The organism is Longimicrobium sp. (assembly GCA_036389135.1).
Classification (GTDB): domain Bacteria; phylum Gemmatimonadota; class Gemmatimonadetes; order Longimicrobiales; family Longimicrobiaceae; genus Longimicrobium.
The window spans coordinates 1-18,074 of sequence record DASVQP010000022.1 but is presented as its reverse complement, the minus strand read 5'-3'; the positions used below and the strand labels follow the sequence as shown (position 1 = coordinate 18,074).

The following is an 18,074-nucleotide window of genomic DNA, read 5'->3' as shown; positions in this document are numbered from 1 at the left end:
CTCCGCGGCTCCGCCTCTCTCCGCTTGAGCCATTCGCTTCACAATAGTGTTCGTCAGATGACGTGTTGGGGCCGCGCTTCTAAGTGCGGTCCCTCATTGCGTCCCCTCGTGATTGACGGAGGCATGTACTGTGATGCATATTACCCCACAGTAATAACGGGAGTGCGAGAGCGTGCAACTTCCGAAGAGTAGCCGTTTGGCGGAGGTCTACCGCAGGATGGCCGAAGTACCTGATGCGGCCAGCGCGGAGGAGGTTCTGGCCCAGTTCGCCACCATCCTCGACCAGGTGGAGGATGAACTCACCTCCATCCCGTACGATCCGGAGAACTGGTTGGTAGACGGCCGCCTCTACCCGCCGCAACCCGACAGCGCGCGCCCGGTGCCCGGCTATCCGCTGGTGGTACGGTACCGCAGCCGAAAGCACAACACATTCGTCGGTATGAACGGATCGATCGAGGTGCAGGGGTTGGACGGTCGCATGCACTTCCAGAAGCGGGGCGCGGATGGCAGAAGTGTCTGGCAGCTCGATCGGGGCGACGCCGTCTGAAACCGCTGTTGGCTTTCTCCGGAGGAGGTTGCGATGAACGAGATTGAACGGCTCAGGAACCGACTCCAGGAACGGTTCCCGACCGCCTCTCTAGCGATGGACCCCGCCGAGACCCCATCCGGCAGCTGGTGGCTCGACGTGGAGCTACAAGGACATCACGTCGCCATCAAATGGCGGCCAGAGGTGGGCTTCGGCATCTCCACCCCCTCTGATGACGATTTCGACTCCGGGGCTGACGAGATCTACACGAGCGAGTCCGCGGCTTTCGATCGCTTGAGGGAGTTGCTTCGCGGGCGGCTGAGGACGATTCCTCCAAGGGAGCTTACGCTGCCCAAGCTGCGCGAGATGCGCGAGCTCTCACAGGTCGAACTCGCCGGCCGGCTTCAGGTAAGCCAGGGAGCGCTGTCCCGGATGGAGCGGCGGAGCGACATGCTGATCGGCTCCCTGCGCAGCGCGATCACCGCGATGGGCGGGGAGCTGGAGGTGCGGGCCTCATTTCCCGAGGGCGACGTCGTGCGTATCAAATTCGAAGACGGCGCATAAACTCCGCAGACCAACAGCGGGCTCACACAAAGCCACAGAGCCACAGAGAGAACAGCTAAAAAGGTTGTCCTCTGTGGCTTGCGGTCCCCTCTGTGGCCTCTGTGTGATGCTTTTGCCGTTGTTCCCTCCGCGTCTCCGCGCCTCCGCGTGAGACATGCAGATCCGCTCTTCGGGGTTGCTCCCGCACCGCATTCCGGGTAACTTCCGCCGTCTATGATTCGAAGCATGACGGGGTACGGGGAGGCCGAGCGGGAGACCGCGGCGGGTACCCTTCGGGTGGAGGTGCGGACGGTAAACCACCGTCATCTCAACGTGAACTTCCGCCTTCCGAACGCCCTCGCGCGGTGGGAAGGGGAGCTTCGCGAGTGGCTGCGCGCCCACTTCGCGCGTGGCCACGTCAACTGCTCCGTCCGCCTGGAGCCCCCCGCCGGGAGCGCCGCCGCACGCGGCCTGCGCATCGACGAGGAGCGGGTGCAGGCGTACCTGGCCCTCTTCCGCGACATGGGCACCCGGCTGGGCGTGGCGGGCGAGCCGGACCTGGCGCTGATCACCCGCTTCAACGACGTCATCGTCCGCGACGAGGGCGAGGCGGAGCAGGTGGAGGTCACGCCCGAGGATCTGCGCGCCGCGCTGGACGACGCCGCGCGCCAGAACCTGGGGATGCGCGAGGACGAGGGGCGCCGCCTGCACGACGACCTGGAAGGACGGCTCCGCGCCATCGACGCGGCGTTGCGGGTGGTGGAGGAGCGGGCGCCTGCGCGGCTGGTGGCGGAACGGGATCGACTGCGCGCCGCCATCGCGGAGCTGGCCGGCGGGGTCGCGGTGGATCCGGACCGGCTGGCGCAGGAGGTGGCGTACCTGGCCGAGCGCTGGGACGTCAACGAGGAGCTGGTGCGCTTCCGCTCGCACAACGAGCTCTTTCGCGAGCTGCTGGCGGCCGAGGCCGCGGAGGCGGTGGGGAAGCGTCTCTCCTTCCTCGTCCAGGAGATGAACCGCGAGGCGAACACGATCGGCTCCAAGGCCAACGACGCGGCGATCTCGCACCGCGTGGTCGCCATCAAGGAAGAGATCGAGCGGCTGCGCGAACAGGTGGAGAACGTCGAGTGACGGATGGGCTGGCGGGACGCACCTTTCCGCTGGTCCTGGCCGCCCCCTCCGGCGCCGGCAAGACGACCATCGCGCGGGCGCTCCGCGAACGTCGAAAAGACGTGGTGTTCTCGGTCTCGGCCACCACGCGCCCCCCGCGGCCCGGCGAGCGCGACGGCGTGGACTACCACTTCGTGGACCACGCCGAGTTCCGCCGGATGATCGAGGCGGGCGAGCTGATCGAGTGGGCCGAGGTGCACGGCAACCTGTACGGCACCCCGCTGCGCAACGTGGCCGATGCGGTCGCGAGGCGCGAGTACCTCCTCCTGGACATCGATGTCCAGGGCGCGCGGCAGATCCGCCGCAAGCTCCCGGAGGCGGTGTTCGTCTTCGTGCTGCCGCCCTCGGGGCAGGCACTCGTGGAGCGGCTGGCGGGGCGGGGAAGCGAGGACGCGGAGGTGCGCCTCCGCCGGCTCGCCAACGCGCGCGACGAGATCCGCGAGGCCGCGCACTTCGACTTCGCGGTGGTCAACGACGATCTGGGCCACGCGGTCGACGAAGTGGAGCGCATCCTGCTCGCGGAAACGCGGCGGGTGAGCCGCATCCCGGCCCTCCAGGCGGAGATCGCGCGGATGTGTGGCGACATCGAAGGGTACCTGGGCGCCGCTCGGGGGTAGCAGAGTCACACCGGACGCCGGGGCAGGTCCCCAGCGCCGTTCAGATGCAAGGGAGAGAGCAATGCGAGTCGTCACTCCGGGCCAGGCCGCCCGCCACACCGGCAGCAAGTACCTCGGCGTTCTGGTCGCCGCCAAGATGGCGCGCAACCTCAACGAGCTGCGCCGCGGCGAGATGATGGAAGACCCCACCGTGAGCGGCGGCGGCGACGAGCCGCGCGAAAAGCTCACCACCACCGCGCTGGAAGAGGTGGCGGACGGCCGGGCCGAGTTCTACCTGTCGAAGCGCCTGCGCCCCTCGGGCCAGTAATCACGTGGCCGCGCCGCGCGCACCGCGGCGCCCGTTCCGCGGGCGCCGCGTCGTCCTGGGGGTCACCGGGGGGATCGCGGCGTACAAGGCCATCGCCGTGGCGCGCGAGCTGACGCTGGGGGGCGCCGCGGTGGACGTGGTCCTGACCGGGGGCGCGCTGGAGTTCGTGCGCCCCCTCTCGTTCGAGGCGCTCACCGGGCGCCCCGTCCACACCTCGCTCTACCCGCAGGGCGATCCCAACCTCCACATCCGCCTGGCCCGCGACGCCCACGCCGTGGTGGTCGCCCCGGCCACGGCCAACTTCCTGGCGCGCGCCGCGTGTGGCATGGCCGACGACCTGCTCGCCGCCGTCCTGCTCGCGACGGAGGCGCCGGTCGTTCTCTGCCCGGCGATGAACGACCGGATGTACGCCCACCCCGCCACGCAGAGGAACCTGCGCCGCCTGGCGGAGTTCGGCTACCGGCTGGCCGGCCCCGCCGTGGGCCCGCTGGCGTGGGGCGAGGGCGAGGGTCCGGGCCGCATGATCGAGCCCGACGACATCGTCGCGCACGCAGGCCGCACGCTGGAGGGCTCAAGCTCGCTCGCCGGGCGGCGCGTGGTGGTGACGGCCGGCGGCACGCGCGAGCCGATCGACCCCGTACGCTACATCGGCAACCGCTCCTCGGGGCGGATGGGGTACGAGCTCGCCGCCGCCGCCTGGCGCCGCGGCGCCGACGTCCTCCTCGTCTCCGGTCCCTCGCCGCTCCCGGTCCCAACCGGCGTGGAGCTGCGCCGCATCGAGACCGCCGAGGAGATGCGCGCCGCCGTCGAGGCCGCCCTCCCCGGCGCCGACGCGCTGGTGATGGCGGCGGCCGTCGCGGACTTCCGCCCCGCCGAGCCCGCCGCGCACAAGCTGAAAAAGGAGGCGTCCGGAGTCCCCGAGCTGCGCCTGGAAGCGACCGCGGACGTGCTGCGCGCCACCCGCTACGCGCGCCGCGCCGGGAGCGTCGTCGTCGGCTTCGCGCTGGAGACGGCGGACGCGGTGGAGAACGGGCGCCGCAAGCTGCTGGGGAAGGCGCTCGACCTGCTGGTGGTGAACGATGCCACCGAGCCCGGCGCCGGCTTCGAGGTCGATACCAACCGCGTCGTCCTCCTCAGCCCCGACGCGCCGGACGAGGCGCTCCCGCTGATGCACAAGTCCGAGGTCGCCGACCATATCCTCGACCGGGTGGAGGGCCTCCTCGCGCGCGCCGCGGTGTCCGCGTGAGCGCCGACGCAAAGGATCTCCTCCGGCGCTACCTCACGCAGCGCCGGGATCTTGGCGACGCGGAGCTGGTGCTGGACGGCCACACGTCGGACGACGTTCGCGCCGCGCTGGCGTATGCGGAGCGCTCCTCCGCGCCCGCCGCCCGCACGGCCCCGCCGCCTCCCGGGCCGCATCCGGGCGAAGCGCCCGAGCGTCCGCTGCACCGCCGCGCCGGCGCCCCCGTGCCGGGAAGCACGCCGATGCCGCAGTCGCCCGACTCGCCGGCGCGCGGGATCGCCGCGGACGCCATCCGCATGCTTCCCACGCTGGACGCGGTGCGCGACGTGTCGCTGGGCTGCCCGCGCTGCCGCCTGGCCGAGACGCGCCACCACGTCGTCTTCGGCGAGGGGGCACAGGATGCCGACATCCTTGTGGTAGGCGAAGCGCCTGGCGAGGAGGAGGACCGCACCGGACGTCCCTTCGTGGGCAATGCGGGGAAGCTGCTGGACCTCCTGCTGGCCACGGCCGGGTTCGAGCGCGAGCGCATGTACGTCTGCAACGTGCTCAAGTGCCGCCCGCCAGGGAACCGCAATCCGCGGCCGGACGAGGTGGAGGCGTGCAGCCCGTACCTTCTGCGCCAGGTGGAGCTGGTGAAGCCGCGCGTGATAGTCGCCTTCGGAGCGTTCGCTTCGCAGACGCTGCTGGGTACCGACATCACCATCGGCAAGCTGCGCGGGCGCGATCACCGGTACCGGCCCACGCCGGAGCACGAGGGGATTCCCCTGGTGCCCACCTACCATCCCGCCGCGCTTCTCCGCAATCCGGGGTGGGTCCGCGCGGTGTGGGACGACCTCCAGCGCGTCCGCTCCGTTCTGGACGCCTGAGCCAGCATTCGAGCCGCCACACGGGCGGATTTCCATAGCATTACCCGCAGCAAGCAGGACGCATGTCGATCCCTTCGCCCGTCGCGCGCTTCACCGCGCCGCCGCCCGAGATCTTCTCCGAGCGGACCCCCCCGTACTCCCCCGAGGCCGAGCTGGCCGTGCTCGGGGGGATGATGATGGATGCCGACGCCCTCTCGAAAGCCATCGAGGTCGTCGACGACACCATGTTCCACCGCGAGGGGAACCGCCGCATCTTCCGCGCGATGGTGCGCATCTTCGAGCGCGGCGACGTCATCGACTTCGTCACGCTCCCCGAAGAGCTCCGCACCGCCGGCGACCTGGACTCAGCCGGCGGGCTGTCGTTCCTCTCGACGCTGGTGGATGCGGTCCCCACCGCGGCCAACATCGAGTACCACGCCAAGATCGTCCGCGAAAAGGCGCTCCTGCGGCGGCTGATCGAGGCGGCCACGGGGATCATCCAGGACACCTACGCCGGCCAGTCCGACGTCGAGGACCTGCTGGACGACGCCGAGCAGCGGATCTTCCAGATCGCGCAGACGCACGACCGCAAGGGCTTCGTCTGGATCAAGGAGATCCTCTGGCCGACCTTTGAAAAGATCGAGCAGCTTCAGAACAACTCCTCCTCCGTCACCGGCGTCGCCACCGGCTTCGGCGACCTCGACGAGATCACCGCCGGCTTCCAGCCCGGCGACCTGATCATCGTGGCGGCGCGTCCGTCGATGGGGAAGTGCCTGGCCCACGACGCGGAGATCCTCCTGGAAGACGGGAGCGTCACGACCATCGAGGAGATCTACCGCGCACGCTCCGCGCGGCTGCTGACCCTGGACGAGCGCTGGAAGTTCGCCATCACGGAGCCGAGCGCGTTCGTGGACGACGGCGAAAAGCCCGTTTTCCGCGTCACCACGCGCCTCGGCCGCACCGTAGAGACGACGCTCACGCACCCCTTCCTGACCATCGACGGGTGGAAGCCGCTCTCCGAGGTGGCCGTCGGTGACCACGTCGCGGTGCCGCGCCGGCTGGAGGTGTTCGGCGGCGACGAGATGCGCGACTGCGAGGTCGAGCTCCTCGCCTACCTGATCGGCGACGGCAATCTTACCGGCGCCAATCCGCGCTTCACCAACGCCGACGCGCGCCTTCGCGAAGAATTCACCACCGCTGTCGCCGAGTTCGGCGGCGTGGTGGCGACGGAAGATGCGCGGGAGACGCGGACGACGACCCTGCGCGTGCGCCGCGATCCCGCCTACGCGCGCGCCCAGCGCAACGGGTTCGCGGCGCGTTTCGGCGCACGCGTGGCCGCGGAGCGAGGCGCGGGGTGCCGTGTCGCGGCCGCCACTGTCGTGACAGCGTCCGCAGTAAGCACGTGGGCGCACGGCACATCCGCACCATCCACGGCGCTCCTCGAGCCGGTTGCGGATGCGCTCGGGATGGCGCCCGCCGACCTCGCGCCTGACGGTGTGGATGCGCTGATTCGCGCCGAGCGTAACGCGCTCACGACGTGGCTGGAAGATCTCGGCCTGATGGGGAAGAACGCGGCCGGGAAATTTGTGCCCGCGCCGGTGTTCACGCTCGTCCGCCCACAGGTGGCGCTCTTTCTCAACCGCCTGTTCGCGACGGACGGCTGGGCGACGGTGCTCGCCTCCGGGCAGGCGCAGCTCGGCTACGCAACGGTGAGTGAGCGCCTTGCGCGCCAGCTGCAGCACCTGCTCCTGCGCTTCGGCGTGATCGCGCAGCTGCGGCGCCGCGAGGTGAAGTACCGCGACGGCCGCCGCACCGCGTGGCAGCTCGACGTCACCGACGCGGAGTCGATCCGCACCTTTGCGCGCGAGATCGGCATCTTCGGCAAGGAAGAAGCACTCGGCCGCGCAGTGGCGGCGGTGGGTGCGAAGCGCTACCAGACGAACCGGGACCTGATCCCTCGGGGCGTATGGGCGCGCATCGAAGCGGCCGGGGGCGAGGAGTCGTGGGCTTCGCTTGCGCGCCGCGCCGGGATCGAGGGGTGGACCAACGTGCACGCAGGCAGGCGCTCGCTCTCGCGCCGGCGGCTGCGCGCGTTCGCGGACGCGCTCGACAATGCTGAGCTGCGCGCACTTGCGGACAGCGATGTGTACTGGGACGAGGTTGTCTCCATCGAGCCGCTCGGGATGCGCCAGGTCTACGACCTCACCATCCCGGACACGCACAACTTCGTTGCCAACGACGTTTGCGTGCACAACACGGCGTTCACGCTCAACATCGCCCAGCACGCGGCCATTTCCGCGAAGGCGCCCGTCGCCTTTTTCTCGCTGGAAATGAGCAAGGAGTCGCTCGTGCAGCGTGTGCTGTGCGCCGAAGCGCGCGTGGACGCCAGCCGGCTGCGACGCGGGCGGCTGATGGACGATGAGTACGCCCGCCTCGCCACCGCCGCCGGCTACCTGAACACCGCGCCGATCTACATCGACGACACCGCCGGCATCTCGGTGCTGGAGATGCGCGCCAAGGCCCGCCGCCTCAAGTCCGACCGCCCGGACCTGGCGATGATCATCGTCGACTACCTCCAGCTCATGGTTGGCAAGGGGAAGACGGAGAACCGCCAGCAGGAAGTCTCCGAGATCTCCCGCGGCCTCAAGGCGCTCGCCAAGGAGCTGAACGTGCCCGTGGTGGCGCTCTCGCAGCTCAGCCGCGCCGTGGAGTCCCGTCCGGACAAGCGCCCGATGATGTCAGACCTCCGCGAGTGCGTGCCGGGTGACACGTTGGTGGTGCTGAGCGACGGCAGCCGCGTCCCCATTCGCGAGCTGGTCGGCACCACGCCGCGCGTGGTCGCGGTGTCGGAGAAGGGCGAGCTGGTGCATGCGCAGTCGGACCTCGTCTGGTCCGTCGGACGAAAGCCGGTGCTGCGGGTGCGGCTGGCGAGCGGCCGCACGTCGCGCTGCACGGCGCAGCACCGCGTGCTCGGCGGCGCGGGGTGGGTGCACGCGGGCGAGCTCGCGCCGGGAGATCGCGTCGCGCTGGCGCGGCGGCTTCCCGAGCCGCTCGAGCCGGAGACGTGGAGCGAGGCGCGGCTGGCGCTCCTGGGACACCTGGTGGGCGACGGCAGCTACCTTTCCGGGCAGCCGCTCCGCTACACCACGGCGTCTGAAGAGAACAGCCGGCTCGTCACGGAGTCCGCGGAATCGGAGTTCGGCGTCGTGGTCAACCGCCACGCGGGACGCGGCAACTGGCACCAGCTCGTCATCAGCGGGAACGGTAACCGCTGGCATCCGGCGGGGGTCAACCTGTGGCTTCGCGAGCTGGGGATCTTTGGCCAGCGCTCGCACCAGAAGCGGCTCCCGGCTGGCGTGTTCCGGTTGCGTGACGAGCAGATCGCCGTCCTCCTGCGGCACCTTTGGGCGACGGACGGCTCCATCTACGCGCGCCCGGCGGAGATGCGCGGCTCTTCGTCCGTGTACTTCTCCACGTGCAGCCCAGGCCTCGCGGGTGACGTGGCGGCGCTCCTTCTTCGCCTGGGGATCATCGCGCGCATTCGCGAGGTGCCGCACGCCACCGCACGTCCCGTCTACACCGTCGCGGTTTCTGGCGCGACCGACCAGCGCCGCTTCCTTGATCTGGTCGGTGGCTTCGGCCCGCGCGCGGAGCCGGCGGCGCGCCTGGCCGAGCATCTTGCGAACGTGGAACCGAATACCAACGTCGATACGCTTCCGCACGAGGTGTTCGGGCGCGTGAAGGCCGCGATGGCGGAGCAGGGGATCTCGCAGCGCGCCATGGCCGCCGCGCGCGGCACGAGCTACGGCGGCACGGCGCACTTCGACTTCGCACCCTCGCGCGCTGTGGTTGCGGAGTACGCCGAGCTGCTGGACGACGATGCGTTGCGCACCCAGGCCGCGAACGACCTCTTCTGGGACCGTGTGGTCGAAGTCGTTCCCGACGGAGAGGAAGAGGTATTCGACCTCACCGTGCCCGGCCCCGCCTGCTGGCTCGCGGATGGGATCGTCAGCCACAACTCGGGAGCAATCGAGCAGGATGCGGACGTCATCATGTTCCTGTACCGCCCCGAGTACTACTTCGGCCCAACGGACAAGGAAGGCAACTCGCTGGAAGGACTCGCCGAGCTGATCATCGGCAAGCAGCGTAACGGCGCGACGGGGAAGATCAACCTGATGTTCCGCAAGGAGTTCACGCGCTTCGAGAGCTTCAGCCCGCGCGATGGCGGGAGCAGCTTCTCCCCAGGCGAGTGATCCGAAGCCCTCTCCGCGTCTCCGCGCCTCTCCGTGAGACCAGCCGTTAGGATGCTGTAAGGGAACGCCACTGTTCGGCCGGTGGCGGAGGTGTGGCGGCGGGCCGGAAAGCCCGCACCCGCGGGGGCGAGCGGGGTATCATTCAGACGAGGCCCCAGCGGAGACACGGGAGCGATGGCGAAGACGAAGACCGCGTTTTTCTGCCGCGACTGCGGCACGGAGACGGCCAGGTGGCAGGGGCAGTGCCCCGGCTGCCGCGAGTGGAACACCCTGGTGGAGGAGCCGTCCGCGCCCCGGCGCGCGCGCGGGACCGCGACCGCCGGCGAGGCGCGCGCCGCGAGCGGGGCCGCACCCGTGCGCCTGCGCGACGTGGAAGGGACGGAGCGGCGCCGCTGGACCACCGGGCTCGCGGAGTTCGACTTCGTGCTGGGCGGCGGGATCGTCCCCGGCTCGGTGATCCTCATCGGCGGCGAGCCGGGGATCGGCAAGTCGACCATCCTCCTGCAGGTCGCGGCCCGGCTGGAGGGCTCGCAGCACAAGACGCTGTACGTCTCCGGCGAGGAGTCCGCGCACCAGGTGAAGCTGCGCGCGGACCGCATGGACACGCCCGCCGGTTCCGTCACGCTGCTGGCCGAAACGGAGCTGGACACCATCCTACTGCGGGCCGCCGAAGCCGCGCCCGACGTGCTCCTGGTGGACTCGATCCAGACCGTCTACACGCCGGAGCTGGAGGGTGCGCCGGGGAACGTGGGGCAGGTGCGTGAGTGCGCCGCGCGGCTCCAGCGCTACGCAAAGCAGACCGGGACGGCGGTGTTCCTGGTGGGCCACGTAACCAAGGGCGGCGGGATCGCGGGGCCCAAGACGCTGGAGCACATCGTGGACACGGTGCTCTACTTCGAGAGCGCGGGCGGGCTGGACAACCGCGTGCTGCGCGCCACCAAGAACCGCTTCGGCGGGGTGGACGAGATCGGCGTCTTCCGGATGACGGCCGAGGGGCTCGTCCCCGTCGGCAACCCGTCCGAGCTGTTCCTCGGCGAGCGGACGCAGGGCACCTCCGGCTCCGCCGTCGTGGCCACCATGGAGGGGACGCGCCCGCTACTGGTGGAGGTGCAGGCGCTGGCCGCAAAGGCCTCGTACGGGGCGCCGCAGCGCGTCAGCACCGGGCTGGACCACAAGCGGCTGGCGCTCCTGCTGGCCGTGATGGAGAAGCGCGCGGGGATCCCGTTCGGGCAGCTCGACGTCTTCCTCAACGTCGTCGGCGGGCTGCGGCTGGCGGAGACGGCGGGGGACGTTGCGGTGGCGGTTGCGCTCGCGTCCAGCGTCTTCGACCGGCCGGTGCCGGTGGACGCGGTGTTCATCGGAGAGCTGGGGCTGGGGGGCGAGCTTCGCCCGGTGGGCCAGATGGAGCGGCGTCTAGCCGAGGCGGCGCGTATGGGGTTCAGGACCGCGTATCTCTCACCGCGCGCGCGTCCGCAGAAGCCGCCCGCCGGCATCCGCATCGTGGAAACCGAGGACGTGAAAGCCCTTGTCGAGCGCATCTTCGGCTGACGCGCCCCTCGCCGCCGCCGTGATCGTGGCGGGGGGCTCGGGGCGACGGATGGGCGGCGCCGTCCGCAAGCAGTACCTGGAGGTCGGCGGCGCTCCCGTCCTCCTGCGCGCCTTGACGCCGTTCGTGGACCACCCCGGCATCGGCCGCGTCGTGGTCGTGCTGCCGCCGGAGGACGTCGACGCGCCGCCGAGCTGGGTCGCCGCGCTGCCGGTGATGGTCGTGGCGGGGGGCGCGGAGCGCGGCGATTCGGTGTGGAATGGGCTACTCGCCACGCCAGAGGATGCGCCCACGGTGCTGGTGCACGACGGCGCGCGCCCGTTCGTCTCCGCCGCAGTCATCGATCGCGTGCTCGACGCCTGCTCTGAAGGCGGCGCGATCGCGGCGGTCCAGGTGACGGACACGGTAAAGGAAGTCGGACCGGACGGCATCATCCGCGGCACGCCCGACCGCGAGCGCCTCTGGCGGGCGCAGACGCCGCAAGGCTTCCCGCGCGCCGCCCTGATCCGCGCCTACGAGCGCGCCCGCGCCGAGGGCGTCGCCGCCACCGACGACGCGGCGATCTTCGAGCGGTACGAGGCGCCCGTGCGCGTGGTGTCGGGCTCGGAGCGCAACATCAAGGTCACCCGGCCGACCGATCTGCTGGTGGCGGAGGCGCTTGCCCTTGCTCCGGACGCGGAAGCGGGTGAATGATGAAAGACGTCGCTGACACGCCCCCGGCCGTGCCGCAAATCCGCGGGTGAGCCGCGCGCCTCAACCCCGTCGCACCATGACCGATCCGGCCGGCGATGCGCCGACCACCGCCACGTTCAACATCCTCTTCGTCTGCACCGGCAACACCTGCCGCTCGGCGATGGCGGAGGGGATCGCTCGGCGCGAGCTGGAGGAGCGCGGGTGGCGCCACGTGCGCGTCGCCTCGGCGGGGATTTCGGCGCGGGACGGGGACAGCGCGGCCGGGAACGCAGTCGCGGTGGCGCAGAGGCACGGGGTGGACCTGGACGCGCACCGCACCCGCTCGCTGACGCCCGGCCTGCTGGAGCGCGCGGACCTGGTGCTGGCGATGAGCCCGGGGCACCTGGACGCGGTGCGCCGCTTCGGCGCTGGCGAGAAGGCGGCGCTCCTCTCCTCCTTCGCCGCGGGCGACGATCCTCATGCGCGCGGCGTACGCGATCCGTTCGGCGGACCCGTGCAGGCGTATGAGAACACCTACGCGGAACTGCGGCGGCTGATCGGCGGGGCGCTCGACCGGCTGGCGCCGATCCTCCACCCGTGAGCTTCGTCCCCAGCGCGTCCACGCGGCTCTTTGCGCTGCTCGGCGACCCCGTATCACACTCGCTCTCCCCCGCCTTCCAGAACGCTGCCCTGCGCGCCGCCGGGCTGGACGGCGTGTACGTCGCCCTTCGCTGCTCGCCTTCCGAGGTCGAGGGGCTGATCCGTGGGATCGCGCGCGCGGGCGGCGGCGGCAACGTCACCGTGCCGCACAAAGCGATTGCCGCCGCCGCCGTTGACCGCCGCACCGCGACGGTGGAGCGCACGGGCGCGTGCAACGCCTTCTGGCTGGAAGACGGCGAGGTGTGGGGCGACAACACGGACGTGGCCGGCGCCCGCGCCGCCATCTCCGCCGTCGCGGGGGAGAACGCGCCCGAATCCGTCCTCGTGGTCGGCGCTGGGGGAGCGGCGCGGGCGGTGCTCTGCGCGCTCGAGGGGTCCGCGCGGCACGTTACGCTCCTGAACCGCGGCCCTGATCGCGCGCACGAGCTCGCCGCGCGCTTCGCATCGGAGTCGCTGCGGATCGAGGTTCTTTCGCTGGACGCCGACCTGTCGGATCGGACTTTCGATCTCGCGATCAACTCCACGTCGCTGGGCCTGCGCCCCGCCGACCCCCTCCCGCCCACCGGCGGTGCGCATTTCGCCGCCGCGCTGGACGTCGTGTATTCGCCCAGCGGCACGTCCTGGGTGCACCACGTGCGCGCCCACGGCATCCCCGCCGCGGACGGCAAGGAGATGCTGCTGCAGCAGGGCGCCGCCGCCTTCCGCCGCTGGTGGCGCGCCGAGCCGCCGGTCGATGCGATGCGCGCGGCGCTGGGTGCGGGCTGACGGTTCTGCGTGTCGGAGCCGCGGTTGGGTCCGGCGTCAAACGGCGAGGGCAGAGGGGGGCAGGACACGGGCAGCCGGTGGGGCGGCCCCTACGAGGTTGGTGCGTGAGGCGGCGGTCGACGCGGGGCAGGGGAGGGCAGACACGCGGGTCTGCCCCTACCGGATTTGTGCGACCAGGCGGGCGGCGGAGCGGCGTCGGGCATGGGCGCGATAAATCGCGCCCATGGCGGCGAGGAACGAGCGGGGGTGAGGGCCCCACAACGATGCCATTCCCAACCCTGATCCGCGACGCGTGGGCCGGAGCGCTCGACCTCGTGTTCGCGCCGGTGTGCGTGGGGTGCCGCGAGGCGGTGCCGACGGCGGACTCGCAGCGGATCGTGTGCCGGCTCTGCTGGATGAAGTGCAGGCCGCTTCCCGTGCCGCGCTGCGCCCGGTGCTGGAGCCCCGTGGACCCGCACCGTGAGCCCTCGCCGGTGTGCCGAACCTGCGACGCGTGGCCAGCGGGGGTGCGCGCCATCCGCTCGCCCTTTGCGATGGGCGAGGTGCCGCGGACGCTCGTGCACGCTCTCAAATACGGCGGCTGGTCCGCGGCGGCGGAGCCGATGGCGGCGAAGATGGCGGCGATGGAGTGGCCGCGCGAGACGATGGACGAGGCGCGGATCGTGGTGCCGGTGCCCACCAGCGCGGCGCGTACGCGGGAGCGCGGGTACAACCAGGCGGCGCTCCTGGCGCGCGGATTCGCGGCTCGCACCGGTCGAGTGACACGCGAGGACTTGCTCTTGCGGGTGCGGGCCACGGCCACCCAAACGGCCTTGCATCCGGGGGAGCGGCGGGCTAACGTAGCGCGCGCTTTCGCCGTGCCGGCCAGCCGGGCGGCGGAGCTGCGCGGCGAGCACGTCATCCTGGTGGACGACGTGTGGACCACGGGGGCCACCGCGCTGAGCTGCGTGGAGGCGCTCGTGGAAGCCGGCACCCGAGCGGTGAGCGTGGCCACCTTCGCCCGCGTCGTTCCCGAGCTGGAGCGAAGCTGACGCGCCGCCCCAACGTACCCGAGAGAGAGGCCATGGCAATTCGCGTCGCCATCAACGGATTCGGCCGCATCGGCCGCAACGTCCTTCGTGCCGCCAAGCAGGCCGGCGCCACCGACATCGACTTCGTGGCCGTCAACGACCTGACGGACACCGCCACGCTCGCGCACCTACTGAAGTACGACTCCGTCCACGGCCGCTACCCCGGCACCGTGGAAGCCCGCGAGAACTCGCTCCTGGTGGACGGCGACGAGCTGCGCGTCTTCGCCGAGAAGGACCCCGCCGCGCTCCCCTGGGGCGACCTGGGTGTGGACATCGTGATCGAGTCGACCGGCCGCTTCACCAACCGCGACGACGCGGCGAAGCACATCCAGGGCGGCGCCAAGAAGGTGATCATCTCCGCCCCGGCCAAGGGCGAGGACATTACCATCGTGCTGGGGGTGAACGGCGACAAGTACGACCCGGCCAACCACCACGTCGTCTCCAACGCCTCGTGCACCACCAACTGCCTGGTGCCGGTGGTGAAGGTGCTGCGCGACTCGTTCGGCTTCAAGCGCGGGGTCATGACGACGATCCACTCGTACACCAACGACCAGAACATCCTGGACCTGCCGCACAAGGACCTGCGCCGGGCCCGCGCCGCGGCCGTCTCCATGATCCCCACCACCACCGGCGCCGCCAAGGCGACCGGGCTGGTGATTCCCGAGGTGAAGGGGAAGATCGACGGCTTCGCGATCCGCGTCCCCACGCCCAACGTGTCGCTGGTGGACCTTACCTGCGAGCTGGAGCAGGAGGTGGACGCCGCGGCCGTGAACGATGCGCTTCGCGCCGCGTCGCAGGGCGCCATGAAGGGGATCCTGGGCTTCGAGGAGTCGGAGCTGGTGTCGGTGGACTACATCGGCAACCCGCACTCGTCCATCGTCGATGCGCCCTCCACCAGCGTGACGGCCGGGCTGGTGAAGGTGGTGGCCTGGTACGACAACGAGTGGGGCTACTCGAACCGCTGCGTGGACCTGGCGCGGTTCATGGGGGAACGGCTGTAGCCGGGGTCGGCGCGTGTAGGCAGCCGTCGTGCGAGAGTGCTGAGTCCTAAGTCCTGAGTGCTGAACTGCCAGGACTTAGGACTCAGCACTTAGGACTCTTCCACCATACGCGTAACGCCAGGAAGCATGAACAGAAAAACCATCGCCGACCTGCGCGCCGACGAGATCCAGGGGCGCCGCGTGGTCGTTCGCGTCGATTACAACGTGCCGCTCGACGACGAGGGGCGGATCACGGACGACTCGCGCATCCGGGCCACCCTCCCCACCCTCGACGCGCTCCTGCAGCAGGGGGCCAAGGTGGTGCTGCTGGCGCACTTCGGGCGTCCCAAGGGGAAGCCGGTGCCGGAGATGTCGCTGCGCCCCGCGGGGGAGCGGCTGGCGCAGCTGCTGGAGGGGCGCACGGTGAGGTTCGTGCCGGACACGGTGGGGCGCGAGGCGCACGGCGCCGTCTCCATGCTCCTCCCGGGCGAGGCCGTCCTGCTGGAGAACACCCGCTACTTCGCCGGCGAGGAGAAGAACGACCCCGCGCTGGCCGAGGAGCTGGCGGCGCTGGGCGACGTGTACGTCAACGACGCCTTCGGAGCCGCCCACCGCGCGCACGCCTCCACCGCGGGGATCGCGGACGTGATGCGGGCGCACGGCAAGCCGGCGGTGGCGGGGCTCCTGATGGCGCGCGAGCTGGAGTACCTGGGCCGCGTGCTGGAACAGCCGGAGCGCCCCTTCGTGGCCATCATCGGCGGCGCCAAGATCTCGGGGAAGATCGACGTCATCCGCTCGCTCCTCCCCAAGGTGGACCACCTGGTGATCGGCGGGGCGATGGCGAACACCTTCTTCCGCGCGATGGGGCTCGGCACCGGCACCTCGCTGGTGGAGGAGGACCGCGTGGATCTCGCCCGCGAGCTGATCGCGGAAGCCGGGGGGAAGCTCCTCCTGCCGACCGACTGCGTGGTGACGGACCGGCTGGAGGAGGGGGCCGATGCCGCCACCGTCGCGCGCGAGGCGATCCCGACCGACCGCATGGTGGCCGACGTGGGCCCCGCGACAGTGGAAGCGTACGGCCGCGTGGTCCGCTCCGCGAAGACGGTGCTGTGGAACGGGCCGATGGGCGTCTTCGAGATCCCCGCCTTCGCCGAAGGGACGCGCGGCGTCGCGCTGGCCGTGGCCGACGCCACCGACGGCGGCGCCACCACCGTGGTCGGCGGCGGCGACTCGGCTGCGGCGGTGTCGGGGATGGGGCTGGAGTCGCGCATCTCGCACGTCTCCACCGGCGGCGGCGCTTCGCTCGAGTTCCTGGAGGGGCGCGTCCTCCCGGGCGTGGCCGCGCTCTCGCCGCGGGGGGCGCGGTGACGGCGCCGCGCACGCCGGTGCTGGCCGGCAACTGGAAGATGAACCTGGGCCCCGCGGCGGCGGCCGGCTTCTTCGACGACTTCCTCGCGCGGCACGCCCCGCGCGAGGACGCCACGGTGCTCTTCTTTCCCCCCGCCATCTCGTTCACCGCCGCGCGCGAGGCGCTGCGGGGGCGGCCGGACGTGCGGCTGGGGGTGCAGAACGTGTACTGGGAGGCGGGCGGCGCCTTCACCGGCGAGCTGTCCGTGCCGCTGGCCGCCGAGGCCGGCGCGGAGTACGTGCTGATCGGCCACAGCGAGCGCCGCCACGTCTTCGGCGAAACGGTGACGCAGACGGTGCGCAAGGTGCGCGCGGTGCTCGACGGCGGACTCGTGCCCCTGCTGTGCGTGGGCGAGACGCTGGACGAGCGCCGCGCCGGCCGCGCCGAGGCGGTGGTGGATGGACAGCTCGTGCCCGTCCTGGCCACCCTCACGCGCCAGGAGACGGCGCGCCTGGTGGTGGCGTACGAGCCGGTGTGGGCCATCGGCACCGGCGAGACGGCGAGCCCCGCCGACGCGGACTCGATGCACCGCGCCGTGAGGGCGCGCCTCGCCGCGGCCTGTGGTCCGGAGGGTGCGCGCGCGATCCCCATCCTCTACGGCGGCAGCGTGAAGCCTGAGAATGCGGCGGAGCTGCTGGCCCAGCCGGAGGTGGACGGGGTGCTGGTGGGTGGGGCGTCGCTGGACCCCGCCGGCTTTGCGGAGATCTGCGCGGCGGGTTGACAACCGCGCCTGCGTGGCTAACTTACACCGTTTACCGCCAGCCACGTCACCCCTTCCTGAGCTCTCCGTGTTCACGTTCCTGTTGATCCTTCTGATCCTAGATTCGTTCGTCCTGATCCCCACGGTGCTGCTCCAGTCGGGGAAGGGCGGCGGGCTCGCTTCGATGGGGGGCGGCTCCGGCGGCTCCGACACGCTCTTCGGCGGGCGGCAGGCGGCCACGCTCCTCACCAAGATGACGTGGTGGACGGGCGGGCTCTTCGTGGGGCTCGCGTTCGCGCTGGCGATCCTCTCGTCGCGTCCGGAGCGGGGCGGCTCGGTGCTGCGCCGAGAGCTGCAGGGCACGGCCCCGGCGGCCCCCGCCTCCGCGCCCGCTACGCTCCCCGGCGCCCGCCCGGCGACACCCGCACCGGCCACCGGCGCGCAGGCACCGTCCACCACGGGCCCCGCGGGCGGCACCCCGGCCCCGGCCGCCGGCCTCCCCGCCCCGGCCACCCCGGCGACGGGCACTCCGGCGCCCACGGGCGCCACGGCCCCCGCGCCCAAGCAGTAAGCCGTCCAAACCACGGACCGCACCAGCGGGCCGGCCTCCCAGCGAGGCCGGCCCGCTTTTCGTGTGTGCCCAGCATGAACAGTGGTCCGGAGGTGAGAGTCCTCCCGGAACTTGGTCGTAGGGACCGAAGCGAGCCGCAAGGCGCCGACCGTGAGGGGAGCGCTGAAAGAAGCGGGGTAGCGAACCCGTCGAGCCGACGAA

The 18,074-nt window shown here is 71.3% G+C and carries 17 protein-coding genes; all 17 read left to right on the top strand.

Annotated elements, in window-relative coordinates; genetic code table 11:
* Positions 1 to 217: 217 nt before the first annotated feature.
* The 17 genes from VF584_04925 (at position 218) to secG (ending at position 17,873) form a co-directional block, all read left to right on the top strand.
* Entirely contained in the window at positions 218 to 547 is a 330-nt protein-coding gene (locus tag VF584_04925) for a hypothetical protein (GenBank protein ID HEX8209514.1), read from the top strand.
* A 33-nt stretch (positions 548 to 580) separates the two neighbouring features.
* Positions 581 to 1,090: an XRE family transcriptional regulator gene (locus VF584_04920; GenBank protein HEX8209513.1), complete on the top strand. Its 510-nt coding sequence runs from the start codon at positions 581 to 583 to the stop codon at positions 1,088 to 1,090.
* 225 nt (positions 1,091 to 1,315) lie between these two features.
* Positions 1,316 to 2,197 (top strand): YicC/YloC family endoribonuclease, encoded by an 882-nt coding sequence (locus VF584_04915; GenBank protein ID HEX8209512.1) that lies wholly within the window; start codon positions 1,316 to 1,318, stop codon positions 2,195 to 2,197.
* Positions 2,194 to 2,853 carry a guanylate kinase gene (gene gmk / locus VF584_04910; protein ID HEX8209511.1) on the top strand — a complete coding sequence of 220 codons (660 nt, stop codon included), beginning with the start codon at positions 2,194 to 2,196 and terminating at the stop codon, positions 2,851 to 2,853. The genes VF584_04915 and gmk overlap by 4 nt, the downstream gene beginning before the upstream one ends.
* Positions 2,854 to 2,914: 61 nt before the next feature.
* The gene (gene rpoZ / locus VF584_04905; GenBank protein ID HEX8209510.1) at positions 2,915 to 3,160 is read left to right on the top strand and encodes a DNA-directed RNA polymerase subunit omega; all 246 of its coding nucleotides are present in this window, start codon (positions 2,915 to 2,917) and stop codon (positions 3,158 to 3,160) included.
* 4 nt (positions 3,161 to 3,164) lie between these two features.
* Positions 3,165 to 4,406: a bifunctional phosphopantothenoylcysteine decarboxylase/phosphopantothenate--cysteine ligase CoaBC gene (coaBC, locus tag VF584_04900; GenBank protein ID HEX8209509.1), complete on the top strand. Its 1,242-nt coding sequence runs from the start codon at positions 3,165 to 3,167 to the stop codon at positions 4,404 to 4,406.
* On the top strand, positions 4,403 to 5,269 hold the full coding sequence (locus tag VF584_04895; GenBank protein ID HEX8209508.1) for a uracil-DNA glycosylase: 867 nt from the start codon (positions 4,403 to 4,405) through the stop codon (positions 5,267 to 5,269). Before coaBC ends, VF584_04895 begins: the two co-directional genes overlap by 4 nt.
* Before the next feature lie 62 nt (positions 5,270 to 5,331).
* A complete protein-coding gene (dnaB, locus tag VF584_04890; protein ID HEX8209507.1) occupies positions 5,332 to 9,501 on the top strand; it encodes a replicative DNA helicase in 4,170 nt (1,389 codons plus the stop codon).
* A 174-nt stretch (positions 9,502 to 9,675) separates the two neighbouring features.
* Positions 9,676 to 11,049, top strand: coding sequence for a DNA repair protein RadA (radA, locus tag VF584_04885; protein HEX8209506.1), 1,374 nt, complete (start codon positions 9,676 to 9,678; stop codon positions 11,047 to 11,049).
* On the top strand, positions 11,027 to 11,740 hold the full coding sequence (gene ispD / locus VF584_04880) for a 2-C-methyl-D-erythritol 4-phosphate cytidylyltransferase (protein ID HEX8209505.1): 714 nt from the start codon (positions 11,027 to 11,029) through the stop codon (positions 11,738 to 11,740). The genes radA and ispD overlap by 23 nt, the downstream gene beginning before the upstream one ends.
* Positions 11,741 to 11,816: 76 nt before the next feature.
* Positions 11,817 to 12,320, top strand: coding sequence for a low molecular weight protein arginine phosphatase (locus VF584_04875; protein ID HEX8209504.1), 504 nt, complete (start codon positions 11,817 to 11,819; stop codon positions 12,318 to 12,320).
* Positions 12,317 to 13,144, top strand: coding sequence for a shikimate dehydrogenase (gene aroE, locus VF584_04870; GenBank protein HEX8209503.1), 828 nt, complete (start codon positions 12,317 to 12,319; stop codon positions 13,142 to 13,144). The genes VF584_04875 and aroE overlap by 4 nt, the downstream gene beginning before the upstream one ends.
* 263 nt (positions 13,145 to 13,407) lie before the next feature.
* Positions 13,408 to 14,175, top strand: a complete 768-nt coding sequence (locus VF584_04865; GenBank protein ID HEX8209502.1) for a ComF family protein — start codon at positions 13,408 to 13,410, stop codon at positions 14,173 to 14,175.
* A 32-nt stretch (positions 14,176 to 14,207) separates the two neighbouring features.
* Positions 14,208 to 15,215: a type I glyceraldehyde-3-phosphate dehydrogenase gene (gene gap, locus VF584_04860; GenBank protein HEX8209501.1), complete on the top strand. Its 1,008-nt coding sequence runs from the start codon at positions 14,208 to 14,210 to the stop codon at positions 15,213 to 15,215.
* Between the two features lie 126 nt (positions 15,216 to 15,341).
* Entirely contained in the window at positions 15,342 to 16,562 is a 1,221-nt protein-coding gene (locus tag VF584_04855) for a phosphoglycerate kinase (GenBank protein HEX8209500.1), read from the top strand.
* Complete coding sequence (gene tpiA / locus VF584_04850; protein HEX8209499.1) at positions 16,559 to 17,323, top strand: triose-phosphate isomerase; 765 nt, start codon at positions 16,559 to 16,561, stop codon at positions 17,321 to 17,323. The genes VF584_04855 and tpiA overlap by 4 nt, the downstream gene beginning before the upstream one ends.
* A gap of 82 nt (positions 17,324 to 17,405) precedes the next feature.
* Positions 17,406 to 17,873 (top strand): preprotein translocase subunit SecG, encoded by a 468-nt coding sequence (gene secG, locus VF584_04845; protein HEX8209498.1) that lies wholly within the window; start codon positions 17,406 to 17,408, stop codon positions 17,871 to 17,873.
* The last annotated feature ends 201 nt before the right edge of the window (positions 17,874 to 18,074 follow it).

Bases quoted from the DNA above. Each gene is read 5' to 3' on its own strand.
- VF584_04925 (HEX8209514.1), top strand. From the start codon at position 218: ATGGCCGAAGTACCTGATGCGGCCAGCGCGGAGGAGGTTCTGGCCCAG.
- VF584_04920 (HEX8209513.1), top strand. From the start codon at position 581: ATGAACGAGATTGAACGGCTCAGGAACCGACTCCAGGAACGGTTCCCG.
- VF584_04915 (HEX8209512.1), top strand. From the start codon at position 1,316: ATGACGGGGTACGGGGAGGCCGAGCGGGAGACCGCGGCGGGTACCCTT.
- rpoZ (HEX8209510.1), top strand. From the start codon at position 2,915: ATGCGAGTCGTCACTCCGGGCCAGGCCGCCCGCCACACCGGCAGCAAG.
- dnaB (HEX8209507.1), top strand. From the start codon at position 5,332: ATGTCGATCCCTTCGCCCGTCGCGCGCTTCACCGCGCCGCCGCCCGAG.
- radA (HEX8209506.1), top strand. From the start codon at position 9,676: ATGGCGAAGACGAAGACCGCGTTTTTCTGCCGCGACTGCGGCACGGAG.
- VF584_04875 (HEX8209504.1), top strand. From the start codon at position 11,817: ATGACCGATCCGGCCGGCGATGCGCCGACCACCGCCACGTTCAACATC.
- VF584_04865 (HEX8209502.1), top strand. From the start codon at position 13,408: ATGCCATTCCCAACCCTGATCCGCGACGCGTGGGCCGGAGCGCTCGAC.
- gap (HEX8209501.1), top strand. From the start codon at position 14,208: ATGGCAATTCGCGTCGCCATCAACGGATTCGGCCGCATCGGCCGCAAC.
- VF584_04855 (HEX8209500.1), top strand. From the start codon at position 15,342: ATGAACAGAAAAACCATCGCCGACCTGCGCGCCGACGAGATCCAGGGG.